The organism is Pseudomonas sp. LBUM1657, from assembly GCF_059716075.1.
The window spans coordinates 4251803-4266993 of sequence record NZ_CP166799.1 but is presented as its reverse complement, the minus strand read 5'-3'; the positions used below and the strand labels follow the sequence as shown (position 1 = coordinate 4266993).

The following is a 15191-nucleotide window of genomic DNA, read 5'->3' as shown; positions in this document are numbered from 1 at the left end:
GAAAGTGCGAACCACAGTCAACAGTGAGAAGGAGTCCACACATGAAGCTTATGCGAATTGGGGTCGACCTGGCCAAGAACGTATTTCAGATCCATGGCGTGGATTGTCATGAGAAGCCGGTCTGGCGGCAGCGGCTACCACGTGATCGCTGGCTTCAAACGGTGCTGGAAAAGGTCGAACCTGGTTGTGAGATCGGCATGGAGAGTTGCGGTGGGGCCCATCATTGGGCGCGGCAACTCGAAGCTCTCGGATTTCGAGTCAAGCTGATCGCCCCCCAGTTCGTTAAACCTTATGTCAAAAGCAACAAGAACGACGCGAACGATGCCGAGGCGATCTGCGAAGCAATGAGCCGACCCAGCATGCGCTTCGTCGCCATCAAGACGATCGAACAACAGGATATCCAGGCGACGCATCGCATCCGGGCCGGCTTAATCGAACAGCGGACGGCCAAAGCCAATCAGATCCGTGGGCTGGTCGCCGAGTACGGTCTCATTGCACCGAAGGAATTGCTGATGCTGCGTCGTGCAATACCGTGCTGGCTAGAGGATGCGGATAACGGTTTGACGGCACGCTTTCGTCGTCTGCTGGATGGTTTGTGGGACGACCTTCGTGCGCTGGATGGGCGTGTATGCAAGCTCGACGACGAGATCACTGCGATCGCGACAAACGAGCCGTCCGCCGTTCGCCTTCAACAGCTGCGCGGTGTCGGTCCAATGATCACCACAGCGCTCGTCGTCGCTCTCGGTGATGCCCGTCAGTTTGCCAATGGCCGACAGTTTGCCGCCTCGCTGGGACTGACACCGAGGCAACACAGTTCTGGTGGTAAGGATCGACTACTCGGTATCAGCAAGCGCGGTGATACGTATCTGCGAACATTGATGGTGCATGGCGCACGCTCGGCGCTACGCACAGCCAAATCCAAAGAGGATCGGCTCAGCCAGTGGGCCGTTCGTTTAGCCGAGCGATCGCATCCCAATGTGGCCGCTATTGCGCTGGCCAACAAAACTGCACGCATGGCTTGGGCGATGCTGCGTCACGGCACTGATTACCAACCGAATCAGGCAGCGGCCTGATCTATTTACCCGACGTGTTCTACGAGAGAAACAACTCTTAACCACGATTGCGAAGCAACCTGAACGATGGCAAACCGGTCGAACCGGCGTCGGCAAAACCCTTGAATGTCCAAGTGCGAAAAGCACGAAAAAGCGATCGGGAGCCGGCGCGCGAATAGCCCATCATGGCCCTGCATCGAAACGATGCCGTATTTAGAGGCCGAATATACGTGTGCAGTCGGCACGGGCGCCAAAGCAACGGGGCTTGCAATGAGGAGGAGTCCATATACGGACTTTCAGATGGAACCCTCTACGCAGCCTGGTTTAAGGTAGGCTCAGGCAGGAATGGATTTCTCACTGGAAGGACACGACACTTATGGAAATCGCTTTTTCCCTAATCAACGAGCGTTTGAACAATCGCCGATTCACAGTAGCGAACAACACCAAAGGTCTATCAGGTGCTGGCACGATATTTCATTACTTTGTTGAAGATGGTGCTATTACCAGCCGCTACCAAGGCCGACGGATCCGTATAGGAAGCCAGGTTGGTCGCGTGACAGGCCCCGATACCATTGAACTTCTTTACCACTGTTTAACCACGGATGGTGAGCTTCTTGCTGGTTGGTCACGCGGTACGGTGGGGGTGGATCAAAATGGGCGTACGACTCTTCACTTCGTTTGGGGTTGGTTGTCCGGTGCGACTGGAGGTGGCGAGTCTAATTACGTCGAGTTAGTCGAATAGCTAAACGGTTTTACTTACATTGGCAGACACTCATCGACTGGCTGCGAGGAGCGGTCCCTGGACAGCTCATCCGCGCTCGCGCGGCCAGTGAAGCACAATCGTTACGATGAAAAGATAGACCGTCAGGACTTCAGCTTTGAGCGTCCGCTTCTGGCCGATTGACGCCTGTCGTGAAGGGTCGATTTTGACCAAAGCTGACGTTGCATTTGCCGACGGGCATATGGACTCAGGGGGGGGCTGGAATTAAATGCAAATTGGCACAAAAAGTATGCATGCACCTAAACGGGATCCGTCAATCTGTTGCCGCTGACCGAAAACTGACCCAGGTGTTCAACTACTTCTGCTCACTTTCCGAGAAGGAGAACACAGGGTGATCAGCATGGAAATGTTGGGGAAAATTCGGAGGATGTACTTTCGCGACAAGCTGTCGCTGCACCAGATCGCCTAGCGTACCGGGCTGTCGAGAAACACCATCCGAAAATGGGTTAGAGCACCCGAAGCCACTCAGCCGGCGTACCAGCGGTGCGAAACCTTCAACAAACTCGGCCCATTCCACGAGACGCTGGAGCAGGCGCTGAAGGCTGATTCGTTTCGGGCAAAGCACAACCGCAGGAGCGCCAAAGCACTCTTTGAGCAGATCAAAGCCCAGGGTTCTGACGGCGGCTACAGCCAGCTCACAGCCTTCATCCGCTCGTGGCGCGGTGAGCAAGGCAAATCGTTACGTGCCTTTGTGCCGCTGACGTTTGCACTCGGTGAGGCTTTTCAATTTGACAGGAGCGAAGAAGGTCTGCTGATCGGCGGCCTGTTCCGACGCATCCAGGTCTCCCACATGAAGCTGTGCGCCAGTCGCGCGTTCTGGCTGGTTGCGTATCCCAGCCAAGGCCACGAGATGCTGTTCGATGCCCATACGCGCTCGTTCAGTGCGTTAGGTGGGGTGCCACGTCGCTGCATCTACGACAACATGAAAACGGCTGTCGACAAGGTTAACAAGGGCAAAGGCCGCACGGTCAATGCTCGGTTTTCCGTGATGTGCGCGCACTACCTGTTCGATCCGGACTTCTGCAATGTCGCCTCGGGCTGGGAAAAAGGCATCTTTGAAAAGAACATGCAAGACAGCAGACGACGCATCTGGCTCGACGCTCAAGACTGCATGTTTCACACCTTCGAAGAATTGAATGAGCGCCGATCACATCCTGAATGTTCTAGCTCGACTGACCTCCACTGCACCACCTCCTTCCGTAGAAACCAACCTGCAACTCAAGGTAGCGCCTGTCGCCAAGTCGATGTACGGCCGCAATCAAATGTGGGAACGAGCTTGCTCGCGAAGGCGGTATGTCAGGACTTCGCTTCCTTGGTCCCCAGCACATCGCGGATGCTGTCCACCACATTGCTGTCTTTGATCACATCGATCAGCCAACCCTCGAGCGGCATGTTGCCCCATTTGATCGCGCGTTCGATCAGATAAGGGACGGGGCTTTGGGGCTCGGTCTGTTTGAAGAACTGGGCGATGCCCGCCAGCAGGGTGAACGCTTCATCGCGGGTCTGCGGGGTGGTTCGAAGCGGTGTGCTTGAAAGACTTTGTTCAGGCTGGGTCATTGCGGAACCTGCGGGTTGTTCGCCAGTGCTTTCAGGGATGGCCGGAGCCGGCGCGACAGGGGCCGGGGTCAGTTCGATGCCCCGGTCCTTGAGCAGTTTTTCCGCCAGTTGTCCTGCGCGGAACAGAATGTCATTGAGCCCAGCAAAGCTCGGAGCTTCAGGGCCAAAGTGCCTGTCCGCGGTGCTCTGAAGCTGCTGGCAGGCTTTCAGGCAGGCGGCTATCTCGCCGGCCTTGAGGCGCAGATGATCCGAGTCGGTCAGCACCACCGAACGCTGGAAGACTTCCGCGTTGATCTTGCCTTCGTCGAGGGCGGCCCGCATCGCCTGAGGGTTTTGCAGCGCCAGGTTTTCGATGTGCCTGGATTCGTCATAGCGAAGCAGACCGTAATATTGCCCCTGGGTGATCGGCAATGCGCCGACGATGTCCGCCAGCGAGGTTTTCATCCACGCCAGGCGTGCGGCGCGTTCATCGACGCCGTCCTCCAAGGAGGGAAACAGATCCGCCCAGAAGGTTTGCAGAATGCGCTCGGCCAGCGTCAGGCCGAAGGTAATACCAACAAAATGGTACTTGTGCGCCAGGCCTTCACTGAGCCAGGCGACCAGCATCAAGTCTTTGCTCTGTCGAGCCAGGCCTTGTGCAGCCAAGGTAATGGTCAGATCCCAATCGGAAGCCTTGAGATCGGTTTGCCAGTCACCCTGGGTAAGGTAATCGGGGTCTGCTCGACGAGCTTCCTTCACCTGATCGAACAAGGTGGAAAAACTCAAGTCTTCACCGCTCCCCTCATTGATGGGCGCTGTCAGTTCGGCCAGCGAAAGGTCGTTGAGAAATTCAGACATAGGCAACTCTGATCAAAATAAAAGAACACCGCGCCTGTTTGGCAGGCACGGTGCTGAATGCGGACCGCGTGCGCGGTCCGCTATCGCTACGGGCTTAAGCGAAAACTTTGTTCGCCGTGCGATCCCAACCACCGGTGACGTTACCGCCGCCCTGGCCATCGGCACGGCTTTGTTGGGTGTAGGTAGTCTTGATGCGCGCGAAGTTGAAGCTGATTTCTTCAATCGGCAGATCGCTGACCGCTTTGTCTTCGCCGCCCTGACTGCCGCCGGCGACAGCCTTGACGGAGGAGACCACGACTTCTTCCAGGTTGATGGTCAGGTAAGTGACCTTGTCACCGCCCGCGCGGTTGACGTTCAGCTGGATCTTGGCGATGTGAGTGCCTTTGCAGCAGGCTTCGAACAGCTTGGCAGAAGCCTTGTCAACGGCTTTGCGGATGCTGAAATCGCTCAACGACACACGCTCCGACGAAGCACCGCCCGAAGAGCTTGCAGTCGCGGAAGTCGCCTGAGTTGCGCCGTACTCGTAGCCCAGCACTTCGATCCAGTCCTTGTGCTTGTCGTCGAGCACTTCACCTGGAATGCCTTCGATCTGAATGTATGCGTCAAATGCCATTTCTAATTTCTCCTTACCTTCATTTAAAGGGCTGTAACAACCTGCGGACAGATCACAACCCTTCGTTTTTAACCTCTTTGAAACGATCAAGAGAGGTGTCTTACCGGCCTGGGCCGAACTTCAAGCGGGCCCAGGCAACAGTTTTCCTTCACAAGCACGGCCGACTCAGTTGAGCGCCCGTACTTCGATTTCCACGCGCCGGTTAGGTTCCAGGCACTGAATAAGCTGCGCTCTTGGTTGCTGCATGTTGCATTTGACCAAGGGCTTGGTGCTGCCTTCGCCGACGGCTTCCACCAGTTCACCCGGCACGCCTTTGCCCACCAGGTAGGTCTTGATGGTTTGTGCGCGCTGCCGGGAAACCTGCAGGTTGCCCCGTGGGTCGCCCAGTTGATCGGCGTGCCCGGCGATGATGATTTTGCCGATGTCAGGCGTGCTCAACAGCTTGCCGGCGATGGCGCTCAACTGGCCCTGACCTTCGGTTTTCAGGCTCTGGAAGTCGGCACGGCCAAAGGCGAACAAGGTGTCCGATTCCAGGGTGATGGTCTCGATCGAGCGCAACGATTGCGTGAGCAAACTGTTGATGTAGTTACGCGAACTGGAGGTCAGGAACGCGTTATCGAGGATCCGAGGCACGTCTTCCTCGTGGATCTGGTCGCTGTAGAAATTGGTCTGCCGGCTGGCAAACTCGTAATCCTGATTCGAGGCCGAAGCGTCATTCGAAACACCGATGGTCTTACCGGTCTGGCGGGTAATCGCCGGGTACCAGTAATCTGGCATTTTCGCTTTCAGGAACGCCGGATCAGCCTTTTCGCGCTGGGCACGCGAGAGCATGACGTAGGTGTCCAGCGTCGTCTTGCCGAACGCCGCGATGGACTGCGCCCGGTTGTCGCTAGGCAGCGCCTTGGGTTCGACACTGTCCACGCCGGTCACGGGCAGCAGTTCCTTGCTGTTGCGCTGATACACCTTGAGGGTGGTCAACAGGTACAGCGAGCGGGTCAGGTTGTCGGCGGTCGGCTTGAGCATCACGCTTTCCAGCCGGCTGAAATACTGACTGCGCACCAGCGGCTCGACTTTGTAGCCCTGGTAAAGCCCCAGGCGCATGCGCATCGGCACACCTTCATCGTGGTGCTGCGCGTAGTAATGGGCGGTCCAGAAGCGCATGCGATCCAGCGTTTGCCAGTCGGTGTATTGCCCCGTCGCCGAAGCGTCGGCTTTGGCCGCCTGGGCCAGTTCCGTGGAAATAGTCTGCACGGTGTTTTTGTTGTTCACATAGGACCAGCCCAGCAAGCTGCACAGCAGCACCGCGACCAGACCGGCACCACCAATCCACGCCGCCTTGCGCCGACGTTCGCGATGGTTGGTGGTGTACAGCGCCACCAGATGCTGGTCGGGAATGATGACTTTGCGGAACAGGCTGTTGATGAACAGCGGACGCGGTTGCGCATCGCCGCTGGCGATCTCTTGATCACTGTCCAGTGAGAAACGCTCGGTAACCTGGCGCGTGTGCCCACCCATTTCCGGTTGGTCGGCGTCCAGTGCACTGGTGAAATAGAAGCCGCGCAGCAGTTCGGCCTTTTGGTACGGGTTGGCGCGTAACAGCGCATCGACGAACAACTGCAGCCTCGGCTTCAGCGCCGCCAGTTCCAGCGGAAAGCGATACACCGCTGAATCCTGGCGGGTGATCTGAATGTCCTGCATGACCAGTTGTTGACTCGCCACCTGCTGCCAATAGCTGACTAACTCGTCCATCGCCACGCCGAATTGACGGCCCCAGTCGGCCTTTTCGTACCCTTTATGGGAAAACGTCTTGCCCATGACTTCGCCGCGGGCAACGTCATCCAGTTGGCGATAGAACGGGGCAAAACCCGGCACCAGATCACACTTGGTGAACACCAGGTAGACCGGCAGGCGCACTTCCAGCAGCGCATGGGTTTCCTGGATGCGTTCGCGCAGGCGCTTGGCAATACGCTCCTGGTCTTCGAGCGACGTTTGCAGAATGTCGTGAATGCTGACGGAGACGATCAAGCCGTTGAGCGGCCGACGCTGGCGGTGCTGACGCAACAGTTGCAGGAAGGCCCGCCATTTGCCGGCCTCTTCCTGGTTGTTCATGTAGCGACCGGCGGTATCCAGCAGGACGGCTTCGGAACTGAAAAACCAGTCGCAGTTGCGGGTGCCGCCCAGGCCGGCGACACGCGCACCTTCACGCTCCGCATACGGGAAGTTGAGGCCCGATTGATAGAGCATCGTACTTTTGCCGGCAGCCGGCTGGCCGATCACCAGGTACCAGGGCAGGGCATACAGCGCATCCTTGGGATTGCTGCCCCGCGGCTTGTTGCTGTGCAGCCGCTCGATGCTCTGCAACAGGCGCTCGCGCAACAGGCTGACTTCTTCGCGGTCCGCCGGGCTGGCGTTGAGCACCGCTTGATCGGCGTCGTCGCGCAGCAGCCCTTCAAGGTTGTGGTGTCGCGACACGCCCCGATAAAGCAGCAGCACGTAGCCGGCCGAGAGCAGCAGGAACAAGCCGATGCCGGTCAGCAGGCTGTTCAGCGAGCTGAAATCAAACGCACGACCAATGCCCCACACCACGAAAATGGTGAGGAAAAAACAAACCCCCAGAATGTAGGGTTGGAAGCGCAAGAAGTAATACTTGATCTTGTTCATACGGACTTCAAATCCAGCGCGTCGACAAAACGGTCGATAACGTCATCAAGAGGGCGGTCGATTTCGGGAAAGGCGTGTTTCGGGTGGTGCTCATCAAATGCATCGAATGACGCCAGCACGTCATGGCTCTGCAAGCGGTTGCCGCTACCGGTCAGCACGCGATAGGCATCGCTGTTGTTTCGTGACGGGAAACAGATCAGCCGGGGGCGCATAAAGTCGTCTGCCAACAGACTGACCTGCGGCACGCCGCTGCCGGCGGTCATTCGCGCCAACCAGGTGATCCACAAATCGGCGGTCGGATTTTTCAAACCTCTTTCCGCCGGCAAGGGCAGGGAAATCCCCATCGGCGTTGGCTGATGCAGATGGCTTTTGAACGCCAGCAGCCGGGTCAGTACGGCATTGGTGACAAATTCCGGGAAGGCGCCTTCCAGCGCGGTGGCGATGTCGCGCAGGTTGAAGTTCACCAGGAACTTGTCATGCACGCGCCGGAACAACTCGAAATCCTGACCTTGCAACGGGCGCAAGGCCTTGATGCGGTCGAACAGCACGGACGTACTTTCGCCCTGGGCGGCCATGTGCAGCAACGGCCTGATCTGCCCGCTGAATAGTTCGCTCAGGGTGAAAGGATTGACCAACGTCCCGGAGTCGCTGGCTTTGACCGTTTGAAAAATGAAAAACGGATAACGCCGCTGGCTGGAATCCCTCGAGCTGATCAAGCCGCCGACCAACCAGTTGCCACTGCGTGCGCGGTAGCTGAAAAAGCACACCGGTAACGCGTCGAACAACTCTCGCCAGTCCTCAAGAGGCTGCAGGGCGGCCAATGCGCCTTGCAGCCAGGCATCGAACTCGCAGACGTCGTCGGCTGCACCGTGCAGGCTGACGAAGTCCGGGCTCGCGGGCACTTTTCCGAAACAGCCAATCATTGGCCGTGTCCCTGATTCAAGGCGAGCGTGCTCACTGGACCCGTCCGCCGCTGGCGTTGAGTGCACTCAGTGCCTTGACGTTCGCCAGGTCGGTCAGCTTGACGCCGCCGTAGTTGCGCACGGCGAGGCTGACCTGGCCACTGGCGGTGTTCCAGCTGAAACGTTGCTGGATACCATCCAGATCGCTGACGCGGGCGCTGTCATTCATGCGCAACAGGCCCCAGCGACCGGGGTAGTCGAACACCGTGATGCGTTCGCCGCTCAGCGTGACCACGTCCATGCGTGCACCCGGTGCGGTGGTGGTGCCCGGCCAGGAGAAGCGGCTCCAGCTGGTCTTGCCGTTGCGATAGTGCTGCACCTGACCGTCCAGGGTGAAGATGATGTCGGTGAACCAGGCCGCTGGCTCCAGCATGATCTCAAAACCGTTTTCCCGGTCCGACAGGCTGGCAATGACCTGGCCCAGTGAGCTGGCCTTGTCGATGCTGTTGACCATGTTCGGATTGACCAGCGGCGTTGCTTTGCTGGCGCTGCTCATGCCGAGGCCTTCGCCCCCGGACAGATTGCCGATTTCGTTGCGCTTGAAGTTCGGCAGCAAGCCGGATTCGGGGTCGACGAAACGCTGCAGGTCCTTGACCGAGGCTTCATTGCGACTGCCTGCCGCGATCGGGTAACGGTGCGCCATGACTTGTTCCCAAGGCTTGGTGATCTGTTGTGCCCAGGCCTTGGCGATCTGCTCGCCGGCCGGATCGCGCAGGGTTTCCCAGGCGAACTGAATCGGCAAACTGAACAGGCCTTGCAGCGAAGTCGACAGGCCGCCCTGACTGGTGTCGACGGTGGTCTCCACGTAGTTGCGCACGCTGGTGACTTCGCTCGGCTGACCTTCCAGGGTTTCGCTGATCAGTTGCTTGCTGCTTTTGCCGACGTCTTGGGAGCGCTGGATGTTGTTCATCCGCACTTTGAGTTTGCGCAACGCCGCCAGGTAGCGATCCATGATCGTGCTGTCGGCGCCCTCGGCGTTTTGCACGGCGAAGACCCGCGACACCGGCTCGAAGCGCTTGGCCAGGCTGCCGTCGTCCACCGCAGGCAACGGTGAAATCAGCGCATTGGGCGAGGTGTCCTGCCCATCGAAAATCCCCGTGACCTTGCCCCAGAAACCGTCATCGCGCTTGATCCCCGGTTGCTGCGTTTCACGCGGTGCAGGCACATCCCATTGGGTGTTGTCGTTGACCGCTGCAAGCAGGTTTTTCACCGGCGAGTTCTGCACGTCGCTGAGCAGCGACAGTTGTTGGGTCGCGTTGGCCATGTCAGTGAAATGGCGAACACCGACGCTGTCGATCAGGGTGTACCAGGCTTGGGTGTAGTCGCGTTTGTAACGCGTCATGAACTCACGGATGAAGTTGGCTTTCTGCACCAGGCTGTCGCCGCCTTCGCCATCGAGCACCCAGTCCGATTCGTTTTGCAGGTTGCCCGACAGCAGTTTGATCAGCTCAGGCTTCACAAACTGTTCCCAACCCTGACGGGTGAAAATCGCCGGCACCGCTTCGCTGCCGTACAACAGCTGACGCCCTGGCAGCGGCACCAGATCGCTCAGGCCCACGGCCGGGAACTGGCGGCTGGACTCTAATTGCAGGCGCAGATATTCACGGTCCACCAGCGAGCTGGAAATCATGAACGACTTCAAGCTATTGCGGGTTTCGCTGATCAATTGCTCGTTACGTGGCAGGGACGGCGCCTGGCCATTTTTCAGCAGTTGCACGTAGACCGGCGAGTTGTCCTGAATAACCGCTGTGCTGACCGGGTTGTCGGTATTGGCGGTTTTGGCCCAGGCAACCGGCAACGCCGCGCCGACGAACTCTGGCTCAGGATGGGTTTCAGGTTGCGTCAGCATCAAGTAGAGCTTCAGCGCGTTATAGGACTCGATGATGGAAGCGACCTGGCGCTCATCCAGTCGACCGAGCATTTCTTCGGACAACGAGAGCCCACCGGTGGTCGCCGACAGTTCTGCGGCGTCGCTCGCCGTGGCCGGATTACGCAGTGCGGTCAACGTATCCCCGCGCACCTTGTTCGCGGAACCCTTGGCCGCAGCGCTCAAACGACTGGTGACATCACCGGCGCTGCGCGGAACGCTGCTCAAGCGGGTCGGCAGTTTCAGCCCTTGCGCGCGAGCTTTGGCTGACGGACTACCGGCCTTGGCGGGCGCCGCCGCGAAGCTGTTCTGCGGGTCCATGGTTTTTGCGAACTCATTGAAGGCGCGCATCTGCAATTGAAGTTGCAGGGTGATCGGTTCGAGCGCCTGAGTACGCAACTGCTGCAAATAAGCAGTCTGTGCGACGCGGTAGATGTCGTCACCCCGATAGAGGCCAGCGCTGAGTTGCAGCGGTACGCCTTTGGCACGGTACTTCTCGATGGCGGCGAGTTGATCGCGGAGCAATTCCAGGCCTTGGCCCGAGGCCAGCAACTCGGCGCGCCCCGGTGATTGCTGCAGCTCGTTGAGTTGCTCGCGCAATGCGGCCAGCCACTGACGGTTGTTCTGGAAGGACAGGGTTTGCCAGCCAATGAACACCAGTGCGGCGAGCACGGCCACACCCAGCACGGCCGGGCTGAAGGATTTGTTGTGTCCGGAACGCGACTGATAAAGTGTCAGGTCGCGGTCCGGGAAAATCACGCGGCGGAACGTATCGGTAATGAAATAGCTGCGGTCACTGATTTTCTTGCCGCTGCTGGGTGTGTGCTTGTCGTGCTCGGCTTCTGGCAGCAGTGAAAACGACTCGGCGAGATCTTCTTCATAGACCTGGCTCAGTTGCTGATCGGTCTGCAAAGCACTGGTGAAATACAGGCCGCGCAACAACAGTTGCGTACCCGAATGACCGGTCTGGGCGAAGTGCTGGAGAAACTGTTCGAGCACCACCGACAGTTCGGAAAAATAGTTCGGGAAGTTCAGCAGCGCGCTGTCGGCATCGGCGCCCAACGCAATCATCTGCGCGTCGACGTGACGGCGAATATGACTGTGCAGGTTGGCCAGCTTGGCATCCAGCACCGGGCGCAAACCCTGGTTGCGGATTTCCGACAAACCGAAGGTCATGCCCAGCGGTTGCTGACGTTCGTTCAGGTCCAGGCCGTCAAAAGCCTGGCTGAACCCCGGCAGTTGATCGGTCTTGCTCAACATCAGGTAGATCGGCGGGTTGGCGTCCAGGCAGTCGGTGTATTCCTCAATGCGTGACACCAGTTGTGCAGCGAGCTCGTTGCGCTCGGTGGCGCTGGCGGCCAGCAGTTCAGGCAGGCTCACCACCAGCACCAGGCCGTTGACGGCGGCTTTGTTGCGTTGTTTTTTCAGCATCCGCAGGAACGCGGCGAATTCGCTGGCCGACTGGTCGTCCCGCAGGTAGCGACCGGCCGTGTCGATCATCACGGCCTCAGGGCTGAAGTACCAGTCGCAATGTTGCGTACCGCTTTGTGTGTCATTGGCGCTGTTGGCGATGCTCGCGGACAGGCCGGAACGCGTCAGCAATGAGGTTTTGCCGGCACCGGACATACCGATGACCAGGTACCACGGTAAGTCATACAGCGCCGACGAGCCGCCGCCACCGGCCGAGCGGTCGGTGCGCAGCATCGCGATGGCGTGCTTGAGCCGTTCGCGCAGCACTTGCTGGTCGCGGAATTCACCGGTGGATTTAAGCGATCGATCCACCTCGATCTGCACCAGGTTCTCAAGGTTGTGTTCAGCGCGGATCCGCTTGTACTGACGCAGCACAATGATCAGCAAATAGAAGGCGCTGATGATCGCCATCGCCTCCAGCGTGTAACCACGCAACCAGCTCACGTGCGGTGCCGCGAACCAGCCAACCGCCAGGCTCGCCAGCCACAGAACGGGGATGACAAACCAAAAGCTTTTCAACAAACGCAATAATGTCTTCATGTCTTCCTGACTCGATTACCTGAGGTGTGCTCAGGCACTGAACAGCTGGCTGATTTGTTCGGACAATGCGGCTACGTCCTTGGCCAACAGCCAGTCCAGCGTCAGGTAGACACCCACGCAGACCAGCGCAATGAGCGCCAGATAGAGCCAAACGGGAACTTCATGGCGCAGCATCTGCGAGACCTGGTCGGGCAATGCCCAATCCGGCGAGAGCGCCTTGGGCGTCTTGCGGTATCGCGCGATGTCCTGGCCCAGGGTGTTGGCCAGATAACGCAATTGGTCTTTTTGGCCGAGACTGAATTTGCCTTCGAAACCCAGCGCCAGACACAGGTGATAGACCTCAAGCACATCCAGGTTTTGCTTGACGTCACTGCGCAACGAATCGATTTTCTCGAAAAAGCCTTCGCCCGCCAGGTGCACGCCGAAATAGCGGAACTGCAACGGCTGCAGTTCGAAGTGACGACGCAGATCGTTTTCCCCGGAGCGCAACACGCTTTCGTCGAGGAACGCACACAGTGCGTATTGCGTATCCTTCACCTGTTCAACGCTGTAGTTGGCGTTACGGGCTTCGCATTCCAGTGTCGAGAAGAAGGCATCGATGCTCGCCTCAAAAGCGGTGACCGAGGTCACTTGACGGCCTTTGCGCACGATCAGCGCCATGCTGATGAAGTCTTGCACCAGGTCTTTCAACACCGGTTTTTCAGTGGCGGCCGCCACGGCGCCTTGCATTACGGCTTCGTTCATTTGAGTACCGCCATCAGTTCAAGCTTGAGATTGGTAAAGGCGCTGGGTGCGTAAAAAGAGATGGCCTGGGCACTCATCATGCGTTCATACACCCGGCCATGCGGCTCGATGGAGAAGTAGTGATTGTCCAGTCGCACCGGAATTGCATTGGGCAAGCGGGTCGAGTGATTGAGCGTGACGCCGGGCATGGCGCTGTTGACCACCACTTCAATGTCTTCCGGCGAGCCGACTTTGAACGCGCGCGGCACCAGTTCGAGCAGGCTGGAACCGGGCATGTCGGCGTGCACCGAAATATAAAAATCAGCCTCGGCCAGGCGCGGATCGAGCAGCTGTCCCTGCCAGTACGAAGGCTTGGTCTGGGTCAGGTTGATCATCACGCACTGGTTAGGCACGACGTTGTCGAGCAGTACACGAATCATTTCATCGAGCTTGACCAGCGAGGCCGCCGGGTCGTGATGGTCATACTCGGGGATGTCGTTGAGTTGCGTGTCCAGCGAAAACGTCAGCAAGCCGCCCGCGAGTTCCGCCAGAAACAGATACAAGCGCTCGGGGTGCAGGCGCGGGTGGGCGAGCAGGTGCGCCAGGCCCGGGTGCGCACGGTTCACCGTGTTCAACAGCCAGAACAAGGTCACATCGCTGGAGCCGAACTCGGCAATCTGGTCCGCGCGTTCGCGACGACGACCCGACAGCGCCTTGCTTTTGGATTGCAGCGCGCCGAGCAATCGCTTGCCCAGACCGGTCAGGGTTTCGTGAGTGCCGACATGCAAGGTCGGGTGCACGAAGTGTGCATCGAGGTTGAAGCCGCCGATGTTGTTGCGCGACAGCCGGGCGATCGGGCAGTGGCTGTAGCCATCCAGGTTATCGCCGTCGATCAGCATCACCACGTTCAGGCGCAGGCTGGTGATTTCGTTCTCGAGGTCGCCTTCGTTGAGGTCCGGCAAGGTGTCGAACTGCTTGCGAAACCGCCTTGCGCTTTTTTGTTCCTGGCCGTCTTCGACGTAATTCATGCCGAACGGCTCAGGCAGTTTCAGCGCGGCGTAGACCTTCAGGTCGTTGCCCTTGAGCAAGTCCTTCAAGTCACGCGCTGCCGGCAGCGGGTCATGCTGCGGTGCGTCGTACAGGCTGCCGTCGGGAAACACCAGTTTCAACCGTTTCAGCTGCAAAGAGCCGGTTGCGAGCGCCTCTTCATCGACCTGCAGCATTTGCACACCCCAATGGAAAGGCGTGTTGCGCAGCGTCGCCTCTGCCAGCTGATGCTGGTGGAACTCATCCTGATATTGGAAATGTTGTGGCAAAAGGAACATGCCTTCCGACCACATCACCCGGCTTTGCTTACTCATGAACGCCTTCCAATAGAGAGTTTAATTTTGATTCGGTGGTTTTTTGCGCGGAGCTGGTCGCCGTGTCTTCAGCCTGTTGCACGGCCGCGTCCTGCACACGCTGGGGGAGGGTTGGCTTCGCTGGCGGGTCGGGCAGGGCAGAGGCTTGGGCGAGCTGCTCCTGAGTTTTGGGTTTGTTCAAAACATCGACACCGCTCACGGCGGAAACGGTGTTGTTGTCCACCAACACCCGCAGGCCATCGGCGGAAAGCCAGATGCCATCCTTGCGCAGCGAGTTGGCGTCAAACGCAACCTTCCAGCGGCTGTTTTCATCCGAGCGGAAAAACGCGGCAACGCCGACGTAGCCCGCGGCCTTTTTCAACGGCCACTTGTCGACTTGCCCCATGCCCGGCAGCAAGGTGATTTCACGGTTTTCGAGCAGCGTATTGCCGAGGGCTTTTTGCGGGTCGTCCCACAGCGTGTCGGCGTCGATCGACGAAAAGCGCTCCAGCGACGTCAGCTGATACACGCGAATCACTACGGACAGCGGTTTGCCGGACTCGTCGGGATTGAGCTGATTGCCGCCATCCGACGTCAGGATGACCTTCTCGTTATCGTCGAACAGCATGTCGCCGGCCCACGTATCGTCGACCCGCTTGCTGACACGGTCGGTGACGCCACAGGCCGTCAACGCCATCATCAATGCCACTGCGATCAGGCATTTTGCCAATGCCGGCTGCGCAGGGCGCTTCCTTGAATGTCTGTTATCCATGATGGCTACCTTTAAA

The 15191-nt window shown here is 58.6% G+C and carries 10 protein-coding genes and 1 pseudogene; 3 read left to right on the top strand and 8 right to left on the bottom strand.

Annotated features, from left to right (window positions below; genetic code table 11):
* Positions 1 to 41: 41 nt before the first annotated feature.
* From ACA055_RS19720 to istA, 3 genes and pseudogenes are all read left to right on the top strand, one after another.
* A complete protein-coding gene (locus ACA055_RS19720) occupies positions 42 to 1073 on the top strand; it encodes an IS110 family RNA-guided transposase (protein WP_497680174.1) in 1032 nt (343 codons plus the stop codon).
* Positions 1074 to 1428: 355 nt separating this feature from the next.
* Entirely contained in the window at positions 1429 to 1794 is a 366-nt protein-coding gene (locus tag ACA055_RS19715; RefSeq protein ID WP_497680173.1) for an avidin-fold protein, read from the top strand.
* A 379-nt stretch (positions 1795 to 2173) separates the two neighbouring features.
* Positions 2174 to 2971 (top strand): annotated as a pseudogene (istA, locus tag ACA055_RS19710) (IS21 family transposase); the annotation flags it as partial.
* A gap of 158 nt (positions 2972 to 3129) precedes the next feature.
* On the opposite strand, the gene tssA reads toward istA, so the two are convergent.
* The 8 genes from tssA to tssJ all read right to left on the bottom strand — a co-directional run bounded on the left by tssA (position 3130) and on the right by tssJ (position 15175).
* Complete coding sequence (gene tssA, locus ACA055_RS19705) at positions 3130 to 4227, bottom strand: type VI secretion system protein TssA (RefSeq protein WP_497680172.1); 1098 nt, start codon at positions 4225 to 4227, stop codon at positions 3130 to 3132.
* Positions 4228 to 4321: 94 nt separating this feature from the next.
* Complete coding sequence (locus ACA055_RS19700) at positions 4322 to 4840, bottom strand: Hcp family type VI secretion system effector (protein WP_059404755.1); 519 nt, start codon at positions 4838 to 4840, stop codon at positions 4322 to 4324.
* Between the two features lie 165 nt (positions 4841 to 5005).
* Positions 5006 to 7501 (bottom strand): type VI secretion system membrane subunit TssM, encoded by a 2496-nt coding sequence (gene tssM / locus ACA055_RS19695; protein WP_497680171.1) that lies wholly within the window; start codon positions 7499 to 7501, stop codon positions 5006 to 5008.
* Positions 7498 to 8424, bottom strand: coding sequence for a type VI secretion system-associated protein TagF (tagF, locus tag ACA055_RS19690; RefSeq protein ID WP_497680170.1), 927 nt, complete (start codon positions 8422 to 8424; stop codon positions 7498 to 7500). The genes tssM and tagF overlap by 4 nt, the downstream gene beginning before the upstream one ends.
* Positions 8425 to 8455: 31 nt before the next feature.
* Positions 8456 to 12340 (bottom strand): type VI secretion protein IcmF/TssM N-terminal domain-containing protein, encoded by a 3885-nt coding sequence (locus ACA055_RS19685; protein ID WP_497680169.1) that lies wholly within the window; start codon positions 12338 to 12340, stop codon positions 8456 to 8458.
* A 30-nt stretch (positions 12341 to 12370) separates the two neighbouring features.
* Positions 12371 to 13084: a type IVB secretion system protein IcmH/DotU gene (icmH, locus tag ACA055_RS19680; protein ID WP_497680168.1), complete on the bottom strand. Its 714-nt coding sequence runs from the start codon at positions 13082 to 13084 to the stop codon at positions 12371 to 12373.
* On the bottom strand, positions 13081 to 14424 hold the full coding sequence (gene tssK / locus ACA055_RS19675) for a type VI secretion system baseplate subunit TssK (protein ID WP_497680167.1): 1344 nt from the start codon (positions 14422 to 14424) through the stop codon (positions 13081 to 13083). Before tssK ends, icmH begins: the two co-directional genes overlap by 4 nt.
* The gene (gene tssJ, locus ACA055_RS19670; protein ID WP_497680166.1) at positions 14417 to 15175 is read right to left on the bottom strand and encodes a type VI secretion system lipoprotein TssJ; all 759 of its coding nucleotides are present in this window, start codon (positions 15173 to 15175) and stop codon (positions 14417 to 14419) included. Before tssJ ends, tssK begins: the two co-directional genes overlap by 8 nt.
* Positions 15176 to 15191 lie beyond the last annotated feature (16 nt).

Excerpts from the sequence above, each read along its gene's own strand:
- tssA (WP_497680172.1), bottom strand. The coding sequence starts at position 4,227 with ATGTCTGAATTTCTCAACGACCTTTCGCTGGCCGAACTGACAGCGCCC.
- ACA055_RS19715 (WP_497680173.1), top strand. The coding sequence starts at position 1,429 with ATGGAAATCGCTTTTTCCCTAATCAACGAGCGTTTGAACAATCGCCGA.
- ACA055_RS19685 (WP_497680169.1), bottom strand. The coding sequence starts at position 12,340 with ATGAAGACATTATTGCGTTTGTTGAAAAGCTTTTGGTTTGTCATCCCC.
- ACA055_RS19700 (WP_059404755.1), bottom strand. The coding sequence starts at position 4,840 with ATGGCATTTGACGCATACATTCAGATCGAAGGCATTCCAGGTGAAGTG.
- tssJ (WP_497680166.1), bottom strand. The coding sequence starts at position 15,175 with ATGGATAACAGACATTCAAGGAAGCGCCCTGCGCAGCCGGCATTGGCA.
- ACA055_RS19720 (WP_497680174.1), top strand. The coding sequence starts at position 42 with ATGAAGCTTATGCGAATTGGGGTCGACCTGGCCAAGAACGTATTTCAG.
- tssK (WP_497680167.1), bottom strand. The coding sequence starts at position 14,424 with ATGAGTAAGCAAAGCCGGGTGATGTGGTCGGAAGGCATGTTCCTTTTG.
- tagF (WP_497680170.1), bottom strand. The coding sequence starts at position 8,424 with ATGATTGGCTGTTTCGGAAAAGTGCCCGCGAGCCCGGACTTCGTCAGC.
- icmH (WP_497680168.1), bottom strand. The coding sequence starts at position 13,084 with ATGAACGAAGCCGTAATGCAAGGCGCCGTGGCGGCCGCCACTGAAAAA.
- tssM (WP_497680171.1), bottom strand. The coding sequence starts at position 7,501 with ATGAACAAGATCAAGTATTACTTCTTGCGCTTCCAACCCTACATTCTG.